17 protein-coding genes are annotated in these 19420 nt (G+C 72.5%); 12 read left to right on the top strand and 5 right to left on the bottom strand.

The features are described 5' to 3' along the window. The first annotated feature begins 144 nt into the window (after positions 1-144). Positions 145-957 (top strand): hypothetical protein, encoded by an 813-nt coding sequence (locus tag ACIP4Y_RS26225; RefSeq protein ID WP_401397911.1) that lies wholly within the window; start codon positions 145-147, stop codon positions 955-957. Between the two features lie 43 nt (positions 958-1000). Here the strand turns inward: ACIP4Y_RS26225 and disA are convergent, their stop codons facing one another. After that, a complete protein-coding gene (gene disA, locus ACIP4Y_RS26220; RefSeq protein ID WP_401397910.1) occupies positions 1001-2125 on the bottom strand; it encodes a DNA integrity scanning diadenylate cyclase DisA in 1125 nt (374 codons plus the stop codon). Between the two features lie 80 nt (positions 2126-2205). Next, positions 2206-3615, bottom strand: a complete 1410-nt coding sequence (gene radA, locus ACIP4Y_RS26215) for a DNA repair protein RadA (RefSeq protein ID WP_358637657.1) — start codon at positions 3613-3615, stop codon at positions 2206-2208. Positions 3616-3834: 219 nt separating this feature from the next. Here radA and ACIP4Y_RS26210 point away from each other — a divergent pair, with 219 nt between their 5' ends. Next, positions 3835-5556: a hypothetical protein gene (locus tag ACIP4Y_RS26210; RefSeq protein ID WP_401397907.1), complete on the top strand. Its 1722-nt coding sequence runs from the start codon at positions 3835-3837 to the stop codon at positions 5554-5556. A gap of 29 nt (positions 5557-5585) precedes the next feature. On the opposite strand, the gene ACIP4Y_RS26205 is transcribed toward ACIP4Y_RS26210, so the two are convergent. Next, the gene (locus ACIP4Y_RS26205) at positions 5586-6425 is read right to left on the bottom strand and encodes a hypothetical protein (protein ID WP_401397905.1); all 840 of its coding nucleotides are present in this window, start codon (positions 6423-6425) and stop codon (positions 5586-5588) included. A gap of 71 nt (positions 6426-6496) precedes the next feature. Here ACIP4Y_RS26205 and ACIP4Y_RS26200 point away from each other — a divergent pair, with 71 nt between their 5' ends. The 4 genes from ACIP4Y_RS26200 (at position 6497) to ilvD (ending at position 10954) form a co-directional block, all read left to right on the top strand. After that, positions 6497-7429 (top strand): Ppx/GppA phosphatase family protein, encoded by a 933-nt coding sequence (locus ACIP4Y_RS26200; RefSeq protein ID WP_358637651.1) that lies wholly within the window; start codon positions 6497-6499, stop codon positions 7427-7429. A 119-nt stretch (positions 7430-7548) separates the two neighbouring features. Further along, positions 7549-8373 carry a sugar phosphate isomerase/epimerase family protein gene (locus ACIP4Y_RS26195; RefSeq protein WP_401397903.1) on the top strand — a complete coding sequence of 275 codons (825 nt, stop codon included), beginning with the start codon at positions 7549-7551 and terminating at the stop codon, positions 8371-8373. Continuing rightward, positions 8370-9005, top strand: a complete 636-nt coding sequence (locus tag ACIP4Y_RS26190; protein ID WP_358637647.1) for a TetR family transcriptional regulator — start codon at positions 8370-8372, stop codon at positions 9003-9005. The genes ACIP4Y_RS26195 and ACIP4Y_RS26190 overlap by 4 nt, the downstream gene beginning before the upstream one ends. A 95-nt stretch (positions 9006-9100) precedes the next feature. Further along, entirely contained in the window at positions 9101-10954 is a 1854-nt protein-coding gene (gene ilvD / locus ACIP4Y_RS26185) for a dihydroxy-acid dehydratase (protein WP_401397901.1), read from the top strand. A gap of 49 nt (positions 10955-11003) precedes the next feature. On the opposite strand, the gene ACIP4Y_RS26180 is transcribed toward ilvD, so the two are convergent. Continuing rightward, complete coding sequence (locus ACIP4Y_RS26180; RefSeq protein WP_401397899.1) at positions 11004-13136, bottom strand: serine/threonine-protein kinase; 2133 nt, start codon at positions 13134-13136, stop codon at positions 11004-11006. A 152-nt stretch (positions 13137-13288) separates the two neighbouring features. On the opposite strand from ACIP4Y_RS26180, the gene ACIP4Y_RS26175 reads away from it, so the two are divergent. From ACIP4Y_RS26175 to proC, 6 genes are all read left to right on the top strand, one after another. Continuing rightward, entirely contained in the window at positions 13289-13606 is a 318-nt protein-coding gene (locus ACIP4Y_RS26175) for an SH3 domain-containing protein (RefSeq protein ID WP_358637641.1), read from the top strand. Positions 13607-13803: 197 nt separating this feature from the next. Further along, positions 13804-14346 carry an EamA/RhaT family transporter gene (locus tag ACIP4Y_RS26170; protein WP_401397897.1) on the top strand — a complete coding sequence of 181 codons (543 nt, stop codon included), beginning with the start codon at positions 13804-13806 and terminating at the stop codon, positions 14344-14346. A gap of 52 nt (positions 14347-14398) precedes the next feature. Next, entirely contained in the window at positions 14399-15196 is a 798-nt protein-coding gene (locus tag ACIP4Y_RS26165; RefSeq protein WP_401397895.1) for a class I SAM-dependent methyltransferase, read from the top strand. A 62-nt stretch (positions 15197-15258) separates the two neighbouring features. Further along, positions 15259-16056 carry an ABC transporter ATP-binding protein gene (locus ACIP4Y_RS26160; protein WP_401397893.1) on the top strand — a complete coding sequence of 266 codons (798 nt, stop codon included), beginning with the start codon at positions 15259-15261 and terminating at the stop codon, positions 16054-16056. Continuing rightward, positions 16053-16823: an ABC transporter permease gene (locus tag ACIP4Y_RS26155; RefSeq protein WP_401397891.1), complete on the top strand. Its 771-nt coding sequence runs from the start codon at positions 16053-16055 to the stop codon at positions 16821-16823. The genes ACIP4Y_RS26160 and ACIP4Y_RS26155 overlap by 4 nt, the downstream gene beginning before the upstream one ends. 101 nt (positions 16824-16924) lie before the next feature. Beyond that, on the top strand, positions 16925-17737 hold the full coding sequence (proC, locus tag ACIP4Y_RS26150) for a pyrroline-5-carboxylate reductase (RefSeq protein ID WP_401397889.1): 813 nt from the start codon (positions 16925-16927) through the stop codon (positions 17735-17737). 30 nt (positions 17738-17767) lie between these two features. Here the strand turns inward: proC and trpS are convergent, their stop codons facing one another. After that, a complete protein-coding gene (gene trpS / locus ACIP4Y_RS26145; protein WP_401397887.1) occupies positions 17768-18793 on the bottom strand; it encodes a tryptophan--tRNA ligase in 1026 nt (341 codons plus the stop codon). Positions 18794-19420 lie beyond the last annotated feature (627 nt).

Here is a 19420-nt window from a genome sequence, read left to right as displayed (position 1 = left end):
GGGTGACCGCACGGTCACCGAGCGTGGCGAAATGTGAAGAAGCAGGTCGCCTGCGGCAGTTGCCGGGATGATGATCCGGAAAAGTTGGCGCCGGCGCGGCGGGTGGCGCAAGCCGGCGCGACGATCTCTCGTACAGTTTGCGCCGTGGGATCTCTGCGCAATCCGGTCGGGCCGCTTCCCTCCTCCATCTACTGGCGTCGGAGGGTCGTACTGCTGTCCGTGGTCGCCCTGTTGGCGCTGGTGATCACATGGATCGTCACCGCCGGCGGCGGGGGCGGCAAGAACGACGCCGACGGGTCCGACGGCAAGAATCCCACCCACACCATCACGCCCGGGCCGACCCCGTCCGGTTCCGCGATCAGTCAACACCCCGGCGGTCGCGAGGAGTCGGGCGGCGGCGACTCCAGCGGTGGCGGCTCCGGTTCCGCCTCCGGTGGTGACAGCGGCTCGGACGGCTCGACCGACGGGTCCTCCGGTTCCGGCGGCGGCTCGGGTACGGCTGCCGTGGGCGGCGACGTCGGCACGGGCGACACGCTCCCGGCGTCCTCCTCGCTGCCCAACTGCACCTCCGGCGCGGTCACGTTGGGCCTGCACAGCGTGCACAACTCCTACTCGCCGGACCAGACGCCGACCTTCGAACTCACCGCGAAGAACGGCTCGTCGGCCGACTGCAAGGTCGATCTCGGCCCGAAGAACGCGGTGTTGACCATCACGCCGGCGGACGGCGACGACACGTTCTGGTCCTCGGCCGACTGCCCCCAGGGGGCGGGGAGCCTGGTGTTCCGGGTCCCGGCCGGCCAGAGCATCACGTACACCGTGAAGTGGGACCGCAAGCCGAGCGCGGCCCACTGCGCGACGCCCTCCGGGGGTTCGGCGAAGCCGGGTACGTACCTGTTGGAGGCAAAGACCCCGGGATTCGCGAAGGCACAGGCTTCGTTCGTGCTGTCGGCGGACTAGAGGAGCGCCCCGAAGGGGGCGCGGGTTGACGGCGCGAGCGCAATCAGACGTACCGCTCCAGGATCGACGACTCGGCCAGGCGCGACAGCCCCTCCCGCACGCTCCGCGCCCGGGCCTCGCCGACCCCGTCCACGGTCTGCAGGTCGTCCACACTCGCGGCGAGCAGCTTCTGCAGGCCCCCGAAGTGCTCCACCAGCCGGTCGATGATGGCGCCCGGAAGCCGCGGGACCTTGGCCAGGAGCCGGAAGCCCCGCGGGGACACCGCGGAGTCGAGCGTCTCCGGGGACCCGGTGTAACCCAGCGCCCGCGCCACCGTGCCGAGTTCGAGAAGCTCCGCGTGGGACAGGGCGTCCAGCTCGGCCAGCGCCTCGTCGACCGTACGGGACCGCTTGGCCGTCGGCTCCGGAACGTAGTCCCGGACCACCAGCTCACGGTCGGGCTCGACCCCGGCGATCAACTCCTCCAGCTGGAGCGCGAGAAGCCGGCCGTCCGTGCCCAGCTCGACCACGTACTCGGCGATCTCGGTGGCGATGCGGCGGACCATCTCGAGACGCTGCGCGACCGCCGACACGTCCCGGACCGTCACCAGGTCCTCGATCTCCAGCGCCGACAGCGTGCCCGCGACCTCGTCCAGCCGGAGCTTGTACCGCTCCAGCGTGGCCAGCGCCTGGTTCGCGCGGGAGAGGATCGCCGCCGAGTCCTCCAGGACACGGCGCTGCCCGTCGACGTACAGCGCGATCAGCCGCATCGACTGGGAGACCGAGACCACCGGGAAGCCGACCTGCTTGCTGACACGGTCCGCCGTGCGGTGCCGGGTCCCCGTCTCCTCCGTGGGGATCGTCGCGTCCGGCACGAACTGCACGCCCGCCCGGAGGATCTTGGACAGGTCCGACGACAGCACGATGCCGCCGTCCAGCTTGCACAGCTCCCGCAGCCGGGTGGCGGTGAACTCCACGTCCAGCACGAAACCGCCCGTGCACATCGCCTCGACCGTCTTGTCGGAGCCGAGCACGATGAGCCCGCCGGTGTTGCCGCGCAGGACCCGCTCCAGGCCGTCACGCAGGGCCGTACCGGGTGCCACGGCGCTCAGCGAGGCGCGCATCAGGCGATCGGGACCGGCACTCCCACCGGACTTTCCGGGAGCTGCTGCCCGGTCGTTGGCTGCCACTGCACTCCTCCGGTCGCAGGTTCTGACGCGCCCCCGTCCCCGCACTCGGTTCGTACGGACGGGCGAGACCAGGGCAAAGTCTACCGGCGCTCCTCCGCCTCCCGTGGGGCCTCCCGGCGACGGGTGCGCGGCAGAACCCGGAGCGCGTCCCCCATGTCGGCGACTTCCAGGACCTTCATGCCGGGCGGCACCTTTCCCGGATCGGTCGGCACGAGCGCGTGCGTGAAGCCCAGCCGGTGCGCCTCGGCGAGCCTGCGCTGCACGCCCGTGACCCGTCTGACCTCGCCCGCGAGTCCCACCTCGCCGATCGCCACCAGGTTCTTCGGCAGCGGGGTGTCGCTGGCGGCGGAGGCGAGCGCGAGCGCGATGGCGAGGTCGGCGGCCGGCTCCGACAGCTTCACGCCGCCGACCGTCGCCGAGTAGATGTCCCGCTTGCCGAGCGCGCTGATCCGGCCGCGCTGCTCCAGGACGGCCAGCATCATCGAGACGCGGGAGGTCTCCAGGCCGGACGTCGTACGGCGCGGGGAGGGGATCTGGGAGTCGACGGTCAGCGCCTGCACCTCGGCCACCAGCGGGCGGCGGCCCTCCAGGGTGACGGTCAGGCACGTGCCCGGGACCGGCTCGGCGCGACGGGTCAGGAACAGGCCGCTGGGATCGGCGAGGCCCGTGATGCCCTCGTCGTGCAGCTCGAAGCAGCCGACCTCGTCCGTCGCCCCGTAGCGGTTCTTCACGCCCCGCACCAGGCGCAGGCGCGCGTGCCGGTCGCCCTCGAAGTGCAGGACGACGTCCACCAGGTGCTCCAGGAGGCGGGGGCCGGCGATCGCGCCGTCCTTGGTGACGTGGCCCACCAGGAGGGTGGACATGCCGCGGTCCTTCGAGGCCCGGATCAAAGCGCCGGCCACCTCCCTCACCTGGGCCATGCCGCCGGGCGCGCCCTCGATCTCCGGGGAGGCGACCGTCTGCACCGAGTCCAGGATCAGCAGGGACGGCTTCACCTCGTCCAGGTGGCCGAGGACCGCGGACAGGTCGGTCTCGGCGGCCAGGTACAGGTGGTCGTCGAGGGCGCCGATGCGGTCGGCGCGCAGCCGCACCTGGCTCGCCGACTCCTCACCCGTCACATAGAGGGTGCGGTGCTCGGCGCTCGCCGACTTGGCCGCCACGTCCAGCAGCAGCGTGGACTTGCCGACGCCCGGCTCGCCGGCGAGCAGGACGACCGCGCCCGGTACGAGGCCGCCGCCGAGCACCCGGTCCAGCTCGGGCACGCCCGTCGTGCGGGCGGTGGCCTGCCGGCCGTCGACCTGGCCGATGGGCAGCGCGGAGGCGGAGACGCGGCCCGGAGCCGTCGTACGGACCGCTGGCGCGCCGTACTCCTCCACCGTGCCCCAGGCCTGGCACTCCGGGCAGCGGCCGAGCCACTTGGCCGTCTGCCAGCCGCACTCGGTGCAGCGGTAGGACGGGCGGTCCTTGGTGGTCTTGGTACGGGCAGCCATGCGGAAACCGTAGCCCGCGGCACTGACAACGCGGCCGGCAGCCGGGTGCGCGGGGCCGTCCGAGCGCGGACGAGTGATCCGCAATCGGCCACCGCCCACCGGGATCCAGCCGCGGAATAAAGGGTTCCTGTCCCCTTATGAGGGATCGTTTCACCCGTACGGATTAAAAGTGCTCAAGGTTCCAGAACGGGCACTCCGTAGCCGCCTACGGTCGCACGGGTGATGAGCAGCAGTCCGGAGACCACGACCCGCACGACCGGTGCCCACCGGGCGCACCGCGAGGCCCGTGAGACACGTGAAGCGCGGGAAGCGCGGCGCGCGGAGCGAGAGGCACGCGACCGTGCCGCCGCGCGCACCGTGGCCCAGCGCACGCCGGCGCGCTACGAGCCGTACCTGGACGGCCTGTTCACCTACTGCCTGTCGGTCCTGTGCGACCACGACACGGCCACCGCCGCCCTCGGTGACGTCCTCGCCGTCGCCGAGCGGCGCGGCCACCGGGTCCCGGTGACCGCCGCCGACCGCAGGGCCTGGCTGTACGCGCTGGCCCGCTGGGCGTGCCTGCGGAAACTGGCCGAGGCCAAGCAGAAACGTCAGGCCACGCACGCGGCGGGCCGCGGCGGAGCCGGGAAAGCGGTCCCTGACCCGCCCGTGGCCCCGGACGTCCAGGAGGAGCGGCGCCGCGAACTCGCCCTGCTGGCCTGGCCGGAGGCCGCCGGTACGACCCCCGAGCAGCGCGAGGCCCTGGAACTCGCCGTACGGCACCACCTCGCCGCCCACGAGGTCGCCGCCGTCCTCGGCATGGAGCCCGCTGCCGCGCGCGAGCTGCTCGCCTCCGCCGCCTGCGAGGTCGAACGCACCCGCGCGGCCCTCGCCGTGGTCCACACGGGTGGCTGTCCGAGCGTGGCCCACCTCACCGGCGACAGCCGGCTGGTCCTCAGCACGACCCTGCGCCGCGAGCTGGTCCGGCACGTCGACGACTGCCCGCGCTGCCGGCGCACCGCCGAACGTGCCGTCTCCGGCCACTGGCCCGGCGCCACGGTCACCCCCGCCGAGCTGCCCGTCCTGGAGGCCCCGCGCGCGGACCTGCACACCGCCCTGGCCCACCACCCGCGCGCGCGGGGCGCGGCCGTGCCCCGCTTCGACCGGCGCGGTTTCCCGATGGACCCCAAGGACCGCGCGGCCCGCCGCGACCGGCTCCGCGCGCGGGCCGTCACGACGACGGTCGTCGCCACGGTGGTCGCCGCGCCGGTGCTCGCGCTGTGGGCCGCCTACCGGGGCGGGCCGGCCGGGGACGGCGACGGCCACTCCGCGACCGCGCGCGAGGCGCAGGGCCCCGACGCGATGGGCAGCGACACGGCAGGCGGCTACGAGAACGCGGGGAACGCCAGCGTCAAGCCGGGCACCGGGATCGGCAAGGACGGCAAGGCGGACGTCTCGGTGGAGGTCGTCAGCGTCGGCGGGCGGGGCGGGCAGGGGGCCGGGCAGCTCGCCGTCAGCGCCGCGAACGACGGCGACACGACGCTGATCACCCTCACGGCGTCCGGGGCGGCCGCGGTCCGCTGGTCGGCGTCCACGTCGGCCCCCTGGCTCTACTTCAGCCAGTCCTCGGGAACCCTCCAGCCCGGGCAGACGTTGACGATCAAGGTGTACGTCGACCATCTGCGCGAGCCGTCCGGCCACTGGCACGCACGGGTGGCGGTGGCACCGGCAGGCGCGGTGGTCACCATCGACGGCTACGGCACGGCCCCCACCGGCCCCACCACTCGACCGACCTCCGCACCCCCCTCGACCCCACCCCCGAGCACACCGCCCACGGACACCCCGACGACCCAGTCACCGGCGCCCACGGAGCCCACTCCGCCTCCGGGCACGCCGACACCCACGGATTCCGCGTCGGCCACACCCACCGTCACAGACACCCCGAGCCCTTCGGACACGTAGGCCCTGCCCCTGCGTGGGCCAGTGCGGGGTCAGGGCGTGGGGTCGGCCGGGTGGGGGGCCAGGAGGGGGAGTTGGGATGCCAGGCGCTGCTCGCAGAGCTCGACCAGGCGGTCGTAGCCGGCCTTGCCCATCAGTTCCGTCAGTTCCGCCCGGTAGGAGACGTACACCGGCTCACCCGCGCCGTGTGCCGACGTCGCCGAGGTGCACCACCAGTGCAGGTCATGCCCGCCCGGTCCCCAGCCCCGGCGGTCGTACTCCCCGATGGACACCTGCAGCACGCGCGTGTCGTCCGGCCGGTCGATCCAGTCGTACGTCCGCCGGATCGGCAGCTGCCAGCAGACGTCCGGCTTGGTCTCCAGCGGCTCGCGCCCCTCCTTCAGCGCCAGGATGTGCAGCGAGCAGCCCGCCCCGCCCGCGAACCCCGGCCGGTTCTGGAAGATGCAGGACCCCTGGAAGGGCCGCGTCTGCCGGGAGCCCTCGTCGTCCTCGGAGACCCACCCGTTGCGCAGGCCCTCGTCATGGTTCTGCCAGATCTCCGGCGTGAGCCGGGCCACGTGCTCGGCGACCCGCTTCTCGTCGTCCTCGTCGGAGAAGTGCGCCCCCAGCGTGCAGCACCCGTCGGCCGCGCGCCCCGCCTGGATGCCCTGGCAGCCACTGCCGAAGATGCAGTTCCAGCGAGAGGTCAGCCATGTCAGATCGCAGCGGAACACCTGCTCGTCGTCCGCCGGATCGGGAAACTCCACCCAGGCGCGGGCGAAGTCGAGGCCCTTCTCGTCGCTCATCTTCGCCTCCTCGGGAGCTTTGGCGGCCTTATGAGCTTTGCCCGCCTTGTCGGCCTTGTCGGCCTTCGCCTTTTTCGTCTTTGGCACCCGTCCAGGGTAAGTGGCCCGGCACCGCTCCGGGGACCGAGCACGGACGTTCTGGCAGTAGCGTTCCGTACATGAGACTCGGTGTCCTGGACGTGGGATCGAACACGGTGCATCTGCTGGTGGTGGACGCCCACCCCGGCGCGCGCCCGCTGCCCGCGCATTCGCACAAGGTCGAACTTCGGCTCGCCCAGCTCCTCGACGACAGCGGTGCCATCGGCGACGAAGGCATCGACAAGCTGATCGCCGTCGTGCAGGACGCGCTCCAGGCCGCCGAGGACAAGGGCGTCGAGGACCTGCTGCCGTTCGCGACCTCCGCCGTCCGCGAGGCCACCAACGCCGACGACGTCCTCGCCCGCGTGGCAGAGGAGACCGGCGTACGGCTCCAGGTGCTCGCCGGCGAGGAGGAGGCCCGGCTCACCTTCCTCGCCGTCCGCCGCTGGTTCGGCTGGTCCGCCGGAAAGCTGCTCGTCCTGGACATCGGCGGCGGCTCCCTGGAGATCGCCTACGGCATGGACGAGGAGCCGGACGCGGCGGTCTCCCTGCCGCTCGGCGCCGGCCGCCTCACCGCCGGCTGGCTGCCCGGCGACCCGCCCGCCCCGGAGGACGTCCGCGCCCTGCGCCGGCACGTCCGCACCGAGATCGCCCGCACGGTCGGCGAATTCAGCCGCATAGGCGCCCCCGACCACGTGGTCGCCACCTCCAAGACCTTCAAGCAGCTCGCCCGCATCGCCGGCGCCGCCCGCAGCGCCGAGGGCCTCTACGTCCAGCGCGAACTCAAGCGCGAGTCCCTGGAGGCCTGGGTCCCGCGCCTGGCCGGTATGACGACCGAGCAGCGCGCCGAGCTCCCCGGTGTCTCGGACGGCAGGGCCGGCCAGCTCCTCGCCGGCGCCCTGGTCGCCGAGGGCGCGATGGACCTGTTCGGCGTGGAAAGCCTGGAGATCTGCCCCTGGGCCCTGAGGGAGGGCGTCATCCTGCGGCGCCTGGATCACATGGGAAGCGATTAGCGCCCCGAGAGGGGCGCGGGGAACGGCGCGGTCAACCACAACGCACCCGCAGCCGCGCAAATGGCAAACCTCACAACGGCGAATAGGCACCCAACACCCGAGCCACTCCACGCCGTAAGGTGACGGACGTGGCTGAACCAACGGACGTGCGCATCGCGCTGTCGACCGCCTCCGTCTACCCGGAGTCGACAGCGACGGCCTTCGAGATCGCCGCGCGCCTCGGTTACGACGGCGTCGAGGTGATGGTCTGGACCGACCCGGTCAGCCAGGACATCGAGGCGCTGCGCCGCCTGTCGGACTACCACGGCATTCCGGTCCTGGCCGTCCACGCCCCCTGCCTGCTGATCACCCAGCGGGTCTGGTCCACCGACCCCTGGGTGAAGCTCCAGCGGGCCCGCGCGGCGGCCGAGAAGCTGGGCGCCTCCACCGTCGTCGTACACCCGCCGTTCCGCTGGCAGCGGCAGTACGCCCGGGACTTCGTCGACGGGATCTGGCGGATGGCGGACGAGACGGACGTACGGTTCGCCGTCGAGAACATGTACCCCTGGCGCTACCGCGACCGCGAGATGCTCGCCTACGCCCCCGACTGGGACGTCACCCACGACGACTACCGGCACTTCACGATCGATCTCAGCCACACGGCGACGGCCCGCAGCGATGCCCTGGACATGGTCGACCGCATGGGGGACCGGCTCGGGCACGTCCACCTCGCCGACGGCCGGGGCTCGGCCAAGGACGAGCACCTGGTCCCCGGCCGCGGCACCCAGCCGTGCGCCGAGCTGCTGGAGCGCCTGGTGCGCACCGGCTTCGACGGCCATGTCGTGATCGAGGTCAACACCCGGCGGGCGATGTCCGGCGCCGAGCGCGAGGCCGATCTCGCCGAGGCCCTGGAGTTCACGCGCAAGCACCTGACCGCGGCGGCCGTGCGGGTGTCCCGCCGGTGACCGCCACCCCGCCGGCGGACGGCACCTGGCCCGAGCCCCCCGCCCGCCGCCGCGGCCGCCCCCCGCGCACCGAGTCCGCCGGCACCCGGGACCGCATCCTCACCGCCGCCCGCGAGGAGTTCTCCGCACGCGGGTACGAGAAGACGTCCGTACGCGGCATCGCCAAGGCGGCCGGCGTGGACTCGGCGCTCGTCCACCACTACTTCGGCACCAAGGAACAGGTCTTCGAGGCGGCCATCGAGGTCGCCTTCGCCCCCGCGCTGAACGGGCCGGAGGCGGTCGCCGAAGGCCCCCTGGACGCCGTCGGCGAGCGGCTGACCCGGTTCATCTTCGGCGTCTGGGAGAACCCCACCACCCGCACGCCCGTGCTGGCGATCGTGCGCTCGGCCGTCAACAACGACACGGCCGCCGCCGTCTTCCGCCGCCTGGTCGCCGCCCAGCTGCTGCGCCGTATCGCCGCCCAGCTGGACCTGCCGGACGCCGAGCTGCGCGCCGAGCTGGCGGCCGCGCAGCTGGTGGGCTGCGCCATGCTGCGGTACGTGATCAAGGTGGAGCCGCTGGCGTCGGCGGACCTGGAGCAGATCATCGCCCGCGTCGCACCCGTCGTACAGGGGCACCTGACGGCTCCATGAAACGGGCGTCCCGCAATTCGGACACCGTGTCCCGCCCACTGGATGACCGGCGTACGCTCGATAGCAGCCACATCCGTCTGAAGGAGCGAGCGACGATGCCCGAGCTGAGGTCCCGCACAGTCACCCACGGCCGCAACATGGCGGGCGCCCGCGCCCTTATGCGCGCCTCCGGTGTACCCGGTGCGGACATCGGCCGGAAGCCGATCATCGCCGTCGCGAACTCCTTCACCGAGTTCGTGCCGGGCCACACCCACCTCCAGCCGGTCGGCCGGATCGTCAGCGAGGCGATCAAGGAGGCGGGCGGCATCCCGCGCGAGTTCAACACGATCGCCGTCGACGACGGCATCGCGATGGGCCACGGCGGCATGCTGTACTCCCTGCCCTCCCGCGACCTGATCGCGGACTCGGTCGAGTACATGGTCGAGGCGCACTGCGCCGACGCCCTGGTCTGCATCTCCAACTGCGACAAGATCACCCCGGGCATGCTCATGGCGGCCCTGCGCCTGAACATCCCGACGGTGTTCGTCTCCGGCGGACCCATGGAGTCCGGCCGTGCCACCCTCGTGGACGGCACGGTCCGCACCCTCGACCTGGTCGACGCGATCTCCGACGCCGTCAACGACAAGATCTCCGACGAGGACATCCTCCGGATCGAGGAGAACGCCTGCCCGACCTGCGGCAGCTGTTCCGGCATGTTCACCGCCAACTCGATGAACTGCCTGACCGAGGCCATCGGCCTGTCCCTGCCCGGCAACGGCTCCGTCCTCGCCACCCACACCGCGCGCAAGCAGCTGTACGTCGACGCGGCCCGTACGGTCATGGACCTCACCCGCCGCTACTACGAGCAGGACGACGACACCGTCCTGCCCCGCAACATCGCCACCTTCCAGGCCTTCGAGAACGCCATGGCCCTGGACATCGCGATGGGCGGCTCCACGAACACGATCCTCCACCTGCTGGCCGCCGCCCAGGAGGCGGGCGTCCCGTTCGGCCTGGACGAGATCGACGCCGTCTCGCGCCGCGTGCCCTGCCTGGCGAAGGTGGCCCCCAACGTCGCCAAGAACCGCACGTACTACATGGAGGACGTGCACCGCGCCGGCGGCATCCCCGCCCTCCTCGGCGAACTGCACCGCGCCGGCCTGCTCAACGAGGACGTGCACGCCGTCCACAGCCCCTCCCTCTCCGACTGGCTGAAGACCTGGGACGTCCGCGGCGGCTCCCCGTCCCCGGAGGCGGTCGAGCTGTGGCACGCGGCCCCCGGCTGCGTCCGCTCCGCCGAGGCCTTCTCCCAGTCCGAGCGCTGGGAGTCCCTGGACGACGACGCCGAGAACGGCTGCATCCGCTCCGCCGAGCACGCGTACTCCAAGGACGGCGGCCTGGCGGTCCTGCGCGGTAACCTCGCCGTCGACGGCTGCGTGGTCAAGACGGCCGGCGTCGACGAGTCGATCTGGACCTTCGAGGGCCCGGCGGTCGTCTGCGAGTCCCAGGAGGAGGCCGTCCAGCGGATCCTCACCCAGGAGGTCAAGGACGGCGACGTCGTCGTCATCCGCTACGAGGGCCCCAAGGGCGGCCCCGGCATGCAGGAGATGCTGTACCCGACCTCGTACCTGAAGGGCCGCGGCCTCGGCAAGACCTGCGCCCTGATCACCGACGGCCGTTTCTCCGGCGGCACCTCGGGCCTGTCCATCGGCCACGCCTCCCCCGAGGCGGCCTCCGGCGGCACCATCGCCCTGGTCCGGGACGGCGACCGCATCCGCATCGACATCCCTGGCCGCACCATCGAGCTGCTGGTCGACGAGGCCGAACTGGCCCGCCGCGCGCAGGCCCTGAACGGCGTCTACGCCCCGAAGAACCGCGACCGCAAGGTCTCCGCCGCCCTGCGGGCGTACGCGGCGATGGCGACGAGCGCCGACAAGGGCGCGGTGCGCGACGTGTCCCGGCTGGGCTGACCGGTCGCGGCAGGGGTCGCCTTGTGACGGGGGCGGCCCCTGCGTCCTGTCACCGGGAGGCGCCCCAGGCCGACGGCTTCCGGCTGTCCACGGCGAACACCGTGCCGTCGGGCGCGGCGGCGAGCACGCGGTCGCCGACCGGCACCGGGGCGGGCGGGGTGCTCATGACCTGGGCGGAGTTCGCGCCCAGCCGCGCCGGCGTCTGCCCCACGAGCCGGCCCTTCCGGGCGTCCACGGCGAGCAGCCGGCCGTCGCTCGCGGTGAAGTACACCCGCCCGCCCTGCACGACGGGCACCGAACCGCGGCTCACCGACGTCTCCAGATGCCACAGGTGCCTGCCCGACGCCATGTCCACGGCGTCCAGGGAGCCGCCGGTGGCCAGCACGTAGACGACGTTCCCGCGCACGGTGGCGTGCGCGCCGTCGAGCACGGCGGGCAGCGCGACGCGCCGGGTCGCGCCCGTCGCGGGGGTGTAGCGGACGATCTCCTCGGCGCCGTACGCGCTGTCCACCGCCAGGAAGAACACCGAACCGTCCCGCGCGGCGAACGGTTTGAGCCAGCCCCGCAGCCGTACGTCCTCCCGCACCCGGCCGGTCTCCGGGTCCACGGCGGTCACCTGTGTGCTCGTCCCGTCGGCGGACGTGCGCGTCGCCCAGGCCGCCGGCTCGCCGGGGAACGCCACGAAGGCGGGCACGCCCTGGCCGGGTACGGCACCGCGCCAGCGGGTGGCGCCGGTCGCGCCGTCCACCCCGGTGAGCGTGCCGTCGGCGCCCGCGAGCAGGGCCGTACCGCCGGCGTACCGCACCGTCGTCCCCGCGGGCGGCCGGCGCTGCCACACCTGCCTGCCGGTCGCCGGGTCGAGCCCCGCGAGCCGTGAGCCGCCGTCCGTGTACGGCTGCACCAGCCCGCCGGAGACGGCCGGCGGCCCGCTCGTGGACGGGGTGTCGACCGGGCGCCGCCACAGCAGCCCGCCGTCGTCCGGCGAGAGCGCGAAGACGACACCCGGGCGCGCGCAGAGCACCTTTCCCGCCCCGTACGCGCAGTGCGGCATGCCCTCGCCGCCGACCGACGGCCGGGCCGTCCAGGTGCTGCCGGAAGCCGCCGTCAGGGTCCGCGCACCCCCGCCCTCGGGCGCCTGATCGTTTCCGCCCGACGCCCACACCGCGGCGAGCACGCCGGCCAGCGCGAGCCCGAGGCCTCCGGCCGCCAGCATCGCCGCCCGTCTGCCGCCGAGGCGCCGCCCGGCGGGCCGGGGGCGCGAGGGGCTCACGGACAGGGACTCCGGCGCGGACTCCGACGCGGGCCCGTCCTCACCCGTCCGCTGCGCCGGTATGAACGCCTGGGTGTCGTACGAGGCCGCCACCGAGCGCAGTTCCCGCATCAGCTCGTCCGGTGTGGGCCGGTCCGCGGGCTCCTTGGCCAGGCACCGCAGCACCAGCGGCGCGAGCCCCTCCGGTACGCCCGCCAGGTCGGGCTCGTCATGGACCACCTGGTACGCGACGACGTACGGGCTGTCGGAGTCGAACGGCCCGCGCCCCGTGGCCGCGTGCACCATGACCGAGCCGAGCGCGAAGATGTCGGCGGCCGGACCCACTTCACGGGGGCGCCGGAACTGCTCGGGCGCCATGAACGGCGGTGTGCCGATCAACTTCCCCGTCTCGGTGCGCAGTTCGCTGTCCTTCGGCCGGGAGATACCGAAGTCGATGACCTTCGGACCGTCCTCGGCGAGCAGCACGTTGCTGGGCTTCAGATCCCGGTGCACGACCCCGACCCGGTGGATGTCCCGCAGCGCCTCGGCGAGTCCCGCCATCACCCGACGCAGCTGCTCGGGCGCCATGGGGCCCTTCCGCTTCACCTGGTCGGAGAGGGTCGGACCGGGGATGAACAGGGTGGCCATCCAGGGCCGTTCGGCCTCCGGGTCGGCATCCACGACGGGCGCCGTGAAGGCACCGCTGACCCTGCGGGCGGCGGCCACCTCCTGCCGGAAACGGCCCCTGAACTCGGGGTCCCGCGCGAATTCGGCGTGCACGACCTTCACCGCGAGCCGCATCCCCGAGGTGCTCCGGGCGAGATGGACGACTCCCATGCCACCGGACCCCAGACAGGACTCCAGCCGGTAGTGACCGGCGTATTCGGGAAGTTCCGCTTCCGCGCCCGCTCCACTGCTGCGCTGTGGCGACATGGACCACCCCCGTGCTCTTCGTCCGCGCGCGCGACGCACGGAGCCTAGTCGATGACTCGTACGGGGCAGAGGCGGCTTGCTAGCGTCTGCGTGCGAGTCGCGCATACGCGTTGCGCGCCGCATTTCAGTGACACACGGGGGAGGACCACAACATGTCAGTCGACCGCGCACAGGAGACCGAGGGCATCGACGAGGGCACGGCGGTACAGACGGCGGCAGCCGTCCGCACCTACGCCGTCGCCCCCGGCGTCCGGCTGAACGTCCGCAGCGGCCCGGGCACCCAGTACAACCTGGTCCGCGTCCTGCCGGAGGGCGTCCGGGTGCCGATCTACTGCCAGTCGCCCGGTACGACCGTGTCGGGCACCTACGGAACGACCAACATCTGGGACCTCATCGACAGCGGCGAGTACGTCTCCGACGCCTACGTCAACACGGGCAGCGACGGCTACGTCGCCTCCCGCTGCGGCTGATCCCGGCCTCACGGTCCGTCCCGCCGGGCAGTCGCCCCGACGGGGCGGGCCGTTTCGGCCGGGTGGGGGGCCGTCCCGACGGCGAGCCGGGCGGACGGGGCTTGTGCCGGTCGAGGCCCGGATCTGGCCGGTGGCCCGCCCCGGCAGGGACCCGACCCGCCCGGGAGTCCGCCGACGGCCGGAGCCATAATCGTCCCGTGAGCGACGAAACCGGCACCCCGGACACCACGGCGGGCTCCGCCGGCCGCGCGGCCCAGGGCGACGGCGTGGCCCAGGGCGGCGGCCCCCGCCCCGAACCCCTGCGCTTCTTCGGCACGTCCTGGGTGCACCACGACAACGGCTACGGCGCCCGCCGCGCCGGCGTCGCCGTCGGTTCCCTCGCCGCTGCCGCCGTCTCCTGCCTGGTGCTGCGCTTCGCCTACCAGGGCATCCGGATCGCCGAGACCGGTTCCTTCGTGACCGTGCTGGTCGTCGCCATGTTCGCGATCTGCAGCGCGCTCGCCTTCCGCAACACCTGGGAGGGCTTCGGCCGGCGCCACGACCCGCAGCGCCAGGCCGGCCTGCGCGGCCTGCTCGCCATCGGCTTCGTCGGCTCCCTCCTCGCCTACTTCTTCCGCTCCCTCACCGAGGCGCCCGGTGAGAGGCTGCACCGCGAGGAGTACGAGAAGGCGCGCGAGGCCCACGAACGCCGCACCACCCGCCGCACCGGCAACCCGTCCCGGAAGAAGCGCCGCCGGTAGCAGGCCGGAAACGGCTGCGACAGGCGGGTGGCGGTGCCGTAGACAGGACCGCATGACCGCCACCCAGCCGTCGCCCGCCGACCCGCGCGCCTTCCACGCCGCCCGAGCCGGGTCCTTCGACTCCGCCGCCGCCCAGTACGCCGCGAACCGCCCTTCCTATCCACCAGCCCTGTTCGACGCCGTCGAGGAACTGGCCGGCCGCCCCCTGCCCGGCGCCCGGACCGTGGACGTCGGCGCAGGCACCGGTATCTCCACCGCCCTCCTGCACGCCCGCGGCGCCGATGTCCTCGCCGTGGAACCCGGCGCGGGCATGGCCGCCGAGTTCCGCCGCGCGCTGCCCCGCATCCCGCTGGTCCGCGGCGACGGCAACGCCCTCCCCGTCGCCGACGCCCAGGCCGACCTCGTCACCTACGCCCAGGCCTGGCACTGGACCGACCCGGCCCGCTCGGTGCCGGAGGCGCTGCGCGTACTGCGCCCGGGCGGTGCGCTGGCCCTGTGGTGGAACACCAGCCCCCTGGACGTCCCGTGGATCGCCGAGGCCGGCCGGCGCGTCGCCCGCTTCCTCGGTGCGGACGTCGCCGCCGAGGCGAGCAAGCCGGGCAGGCCCGACCAGCAGGCCGACCCCGGCGGGCGCCTGGACTTCGCCCGCCGCACGGTCCGCTGGAGCCGCCGCGTCCCGATCGACACCCACCTCGCCAACATCGGCAGCCACTCGGCGTTCCTCGTCACCCCGGGGGAACGCACGGCCGCCTTCCTGGAGGAGGAGCGCGCCCACCTCCTGGAGGTCTTCCCGGACGGGACGGTCGAGGAGACGTACGACGTCCTGCTCCTGGTCGCCCGCACCCCCTGAAACAACTCCTCACGGGCCCGCCCCCTTGACGTCGCGACCCCTCCAGCCCAATTATTCATCGCATGATGAATTATGCGCCGGACCCTCCAGCCCAGTCACCGGCCCCCGCCGTCCACGCCGACGACCTCACCGTCGTCCGCGGCCCCCGCACGGTCCTGCACCACCTCCGCTTCACCGTCCCCCGCGGGCAGATCACCGGCCTGCTCGGCCCCTCCGGGTGCGGCAAATCCACCCTCATGCGCTCGATCGTCGGCACCCAGGCCAAGGTCACCGGCACCCTGAACGTCCTCGGCCACCCGGCCGGCCACCCCGCCCTGCGCAGCCGCGTCGGCTACGTCACCCAGGCCCCCTCCGTCTACGACGACCTCACGGTCCGTCAGAACCTCGACTACTTCGCCGCGATCCTCGACCCCGGCCGAGCCGCCGCCCAACGCCGCGACCAGCACGTCACCCAGGCCATCGCCGACGTCGACCTCACCCGCCACGCCGACGCCCTCGCCGGCAACCTCTCCGGCGGCCAGCGCGGCCGCGTCTCCCTGGCCGTCGCCCTCCTCGGCACCCCCGAACTCCTCGTCCTCGACGAACCGACCGTCGGTCTCGACCCCGTCCTGCGCCGAGACCTGTGGAACCTCTTCCACGACCTCGCCGCCGGCCGCGGCACCACCCTCCTCGTCTCCTCCCACGTCATGGACGAGGCCGAGCGCTGCCACCGCCTCCTCCTCATGTGCGAGGGCGAGGTCCTCGCCGACGACACCCCGGACGCCCTGCGCACCCGCACCGGCGCCGACACCGTCGAGGCCGCCTTCCTCCATCTGGTCGACGAGGCCGCCGCGGGCCGCACGAAAGAGAGCACCCGATGAGTACGACCACCCCGGCGGCCCCCGGCGCGCTCGACGCCTCCCGCACCACCGCCACCGCGGCCCGGGTCCTGCGCCAGCTGCGCCACGACCCGCGCACCATCGCGCTGATGATCCTCATCCCGTGCCTGATGCTGATCCTGCTGCGCTACGTCTTCGACGCGAGCCCCCGCACCTTCGACACCATCGGCGCCTCGCTGCTCGGCGTCTTCCCGCTGATCACGATGTTCCTGGTCACCTCCATCGCCACGCTGCGCGAACGCACCTCCGGCACCCTCGAACGCCTCCTCGCCATGCCCCTCGGCAAGGCCGACCTCATCGCCGGCTACGCCCTGGCCTTCGGCGCCCTCGCCGTCGTCCAGTCCGCCCTCGCCACCGGACTCGCGGTCTGGCTCCTCGGCCTCGACGTCACCGGCTCCCCCTGGCTGCTCCTCCTCGTGGCCCTCCTCGACGCCCTGCTCGGCACGGCCCTCGGCCTCTTCGTCTCGGCCTTCGCGGCCTCCGAATTCCAGGCGGTCCAGTTCATGCCCGCGGTGATCTTCCCCCAGCTCCTCCTCTGCGGCCTGTTCACTCCCCGTTCCGACATGCACCCCGTCCTGGAGGCCCTGTCCGACGTCCTGCCGATGTCGTACGCCGTCGACGGCATGAACGAGGTCCTCCACCACAGCGACATCACCGCGACCTTCGTCCGGGACATCCTGATCGTGGCCGGCTGCGCGGTCCTCGTCCTGGGCCTGGGAGCGGCGACGCTACGACGGCGCACGGCCTAGCCACACCCCCCGCCCGGCAGCCGCCCAGCCTGTGCCCGGCCCCCGTTCCGCCCACCGGACAGCGGACCCGTGCACCTCACCCCGGTGCCAAACTGAACCGCATGAGCCAGAAAGTCGCAGTCCTCGGCACCGGCAAGATCGGCGAAGCCCTGCTCAGCGGAATGATCCGGGCCGGCTGGTCCCCCGCCGACCTCCTGGTCACCGCCCGCCGCCCCGAACGCGCCGAAGAACTCCGCACCCGCTACGGAGTCAGCCCGGTCGGCAACACCGAGGCCGCCAAGACCGCCGACACCCTGATCCTCACGGTCAAGCCGCAGGACATGGGCACCCTCCTGGACGAACTCGCCCCGCACGTCCCCGCCGACCGCCTGATCATCAGCGGAGCCGCCGGTATCCCCACCTCCTTCTTCGAGGAGCGCCTGGCAGCGGGCACCCCCGTCGTCCGTGTCATGACCAACACGCCCGCCCTCGTCGACGAGGCCATGTCGGTCATCTCCGCCGGCAGCCACGCCACCGAGGAACACCTCGCACACGCCGAGGAGATCTTCGGCGGCGTCGGCAAGACCCTCCGTGTCCCCGAGAGCCAGCAGGACGCCTGCACCGCGCTGTCCGGCTCCGGCCCGGCGTACTTCTTCTACCTGGTCGAAGCCATGACCGACGCGGGCATCCTGCTCGGCCTGCCCCGCGACAAGGCCCACGACCTCATCGTCCAGTCCGCGATCGGCGCCGCCGTGATGCTCCGCGACAGCGGCGAACACCCCGTCAAACTCCGGGAGAACGTCACCTCCCCGGCCGGCACCACGATCAACGCCATCCGCGAACTGGAGAACCACGGCGTACGGGCCGCCCTCATCGCCGCCCTCGAAGCCGCCCGCGACCGCAGCCGCGAACTCGCCTCCGGCAAGAAGGACTGACCCGGCCGGCCCCGCTTGAGCGCCGCCCGGCTACCGGGCTGCGCTCAGTGAAGGCTCCGCCACGGGCGGCAGCAGCCCGATCGCCCGGTAAGCCGTATCGACCGTCGGCCTGGCCAACGACCGAGCCTTCTCCGCACCATCCCGCAGCACCCCCTCGACATACACCGGATCAGCGCACAGCTCCCGGTGCCTGGCCTGCACCGGCCGCAGCACCTCCACCACCGCCTCCGCGGTGTCCTTCTTCAAAGAGCCGTACGAGTCGTAAACGTCCGCCAGTGACTCAGGGTTCCCGCCCGTGCACGCAGCGAGAATGTCGAGCAGATTCGCGACCCCCGGCCGCTCCGCCCGGTCGTAGACGACTTCCCGCCCGCTGTCGGTCACCGCACGCAGCACCTTCTTGCGCACCACGTCCGGCTCGTCCAGCAGATAGACGACCCCCGCCCCCGAGTCGTCCGACTTCCCCATCTTCCGCGTGGGGTCCTGCAGGTTCATCACCCGCGCCGCCACCTGCGGCAGCGTCGTCCTCGGCACCACGAAGGTGTGCCCGTACCGCTGGTTGAACCGCACCGCGATATCCCGGGCCAGCTCCACGTGCTGCGCCTGGTCCTCACCCACCGGCACCTCGTCGGTGCCGTACGCCAGGATGTCCGCGGCCATCAGGACGGGATACGTCAGCAGCGACAGACGCACGCTCCCACCGCGGTCCCGTTCCTTCGCGGCCTTCTCCTTGTACTGGATCATCCGCCGCATCTCCCCGTCCGTCGCCACGCACTCCAGCAGGTACGACAGCCGCGTGTGCTCGTCCACATGGCTCTGCAGGAAAACGGTGCACACCTCGGGGTCGAGCCCCGCCGCCAGCAACAGCGTGGTCGTCTGCCGGCTGAGCCTGCGCACCCGCGCGGGATCGTGGTCCACGGTCAGCGCGTGCAGATCCACCACGCAGAACAGCGAGTCGGCCCGGTGCTGGTCCACCTCTGCCCAGCGCCGCATTGCTCCCAGGTAGTTGCCCAGGGTCAGGTGCCCGGTCGGCTGAATCCCGCTGAAGACCCGAGTCATCTCCACTCCACCTTCTGGTCGGGACCGCCGCTCCTGCGGCCGGCCCCCGAAGACCCGGAGGGAGATACGAGAACGGCCGCCGAAGCGGCGGCCGTTGAGTGCATACGTGTGTACGGCCGCCGTCAGGCGGCCCACCAGAGCTGGCTACACGTACGCGTCATCACGTGCTCCACGGTACGCCCCCGGAGTGCTGCTGGGGAGCGAGTTGACACACCCCACGCCGATACGTACTGTTCTCCGAGTTGTCCGACGTGAGCGCCGACTTCGGTCGGTCCCCGGACAGCCATTCCGCAAGCACCACCCACTCATTCGACGCTCAGGCGCCGACTGCATTGGCGTGCGTATTTGCGAAATGAGGAATCCGCGTTCGAAAGGACGTCGGCCCCGATTAGCTCGGGAGCCAGGAATCCGCTAAAGTCTCACTCGTCGGAACGGCCCAACGGCCGGGAAGACACACCCCGCTGACTGGGGATCAGACGCCGAAAGGATCTGATAGAGTCGGAAACGCCGGAAAGGGAAACGCGAGAGCGGAAACCTGGAAAGCACCGAGGAAATCGGATCGAGAAAAGATCTGATAGAGTCGGAAACGCAAGACCGAAGGGAAGCGCCCGGAGGAAAGCCCGAGAG

It is taken from the genome of Streptomyces sp. NPDC088810 (assembly GCF_044750305.1).
Taxonomy (GTDB): domain Bacteria; phylum Actinomycetota; class Actinomycetes; order Streptomycetales; family Streptomycetaceae; genus Streptomyces.
Note: the sequence above shows the minus strand (reverse complement) of the source record. Positions and strands in the feature narration are given on the sequence as shown.

Excerpts from the sequence above, each read along its gene's own strand:
- radA (WP_358637657.1), bottom strand. The coding sequence starts at position 3,615 with ATGGCTGCCCGTACCAAGACCACCAAGGACCGCCCGTCCTACCGCTGC.
- ACIP4Y_RS26200 (WP_358637651.1), top strand. The coding sequence starts at position 6,497 with ATGAGACTCGGTGTCCTGGACGTGGGATCGAACACGGTGCATCTGCTG.
- ilvD (WP_401397901.1), top strand. The coding sequence starts at position 9,101 with ATGCCCGAGCTGAGGTCCCGCACAGTCACCCACGGCCGCAACATGGCG.
- ACIP4Y_RS26180 (WP_401397899.1), bottom strand. The coding sequence starts at position 13,136 with ATGTCGCCACAGCGCAGCAGTGGAGCGGGCGCGGAAGCGGAACTTCCC.
- ACIP4Y_RS26175 (WP_358637641.1), top strand. The coding sequence starts at position 13,289 with ATGTCAGTCGACCGCGCACAGGAGACCGAGGGCATCGACGAGGGCACG.
- ACIP4Y_RS26165 (WP_401397895.1), top strand. The coding sequence starts at position 14,399 with ATGACCGCCACCCAGCCGTCGCCCGCCGACCCGCGCGCCTTCCACGCC.
- ACIP4Y_RS26160 (WP_401397893.1), top strand. The coding sequence starts at position 15,259 with ATGATGAATTATGCGCCGGACCCTCCAGCCCAGTCACCGGCCCCCGCC.
- ACIP4Y_RS26155 (WP_401397891.1), top strand. The coding sequence starts at position 16,053 with ATGAGTACGACCACCCCGGCGGCCCCCGGCGCGCTCGACGCCTCCCGC.
- proC (WP_401397889.1), top strand. The coding sequence starts at position 16,925 with ATGAGCCAGAAAGTCGCAGTCCTCGGCACCGGCAAGATCGGCGAAGCC.
- trpS (WP_401397887.1), bottom strand. The coding sequence starts at position 18,793 with ATGACTCGGGTCTTCAGCGGGATTCAGCCGACCGGGCACCTGACCCTG.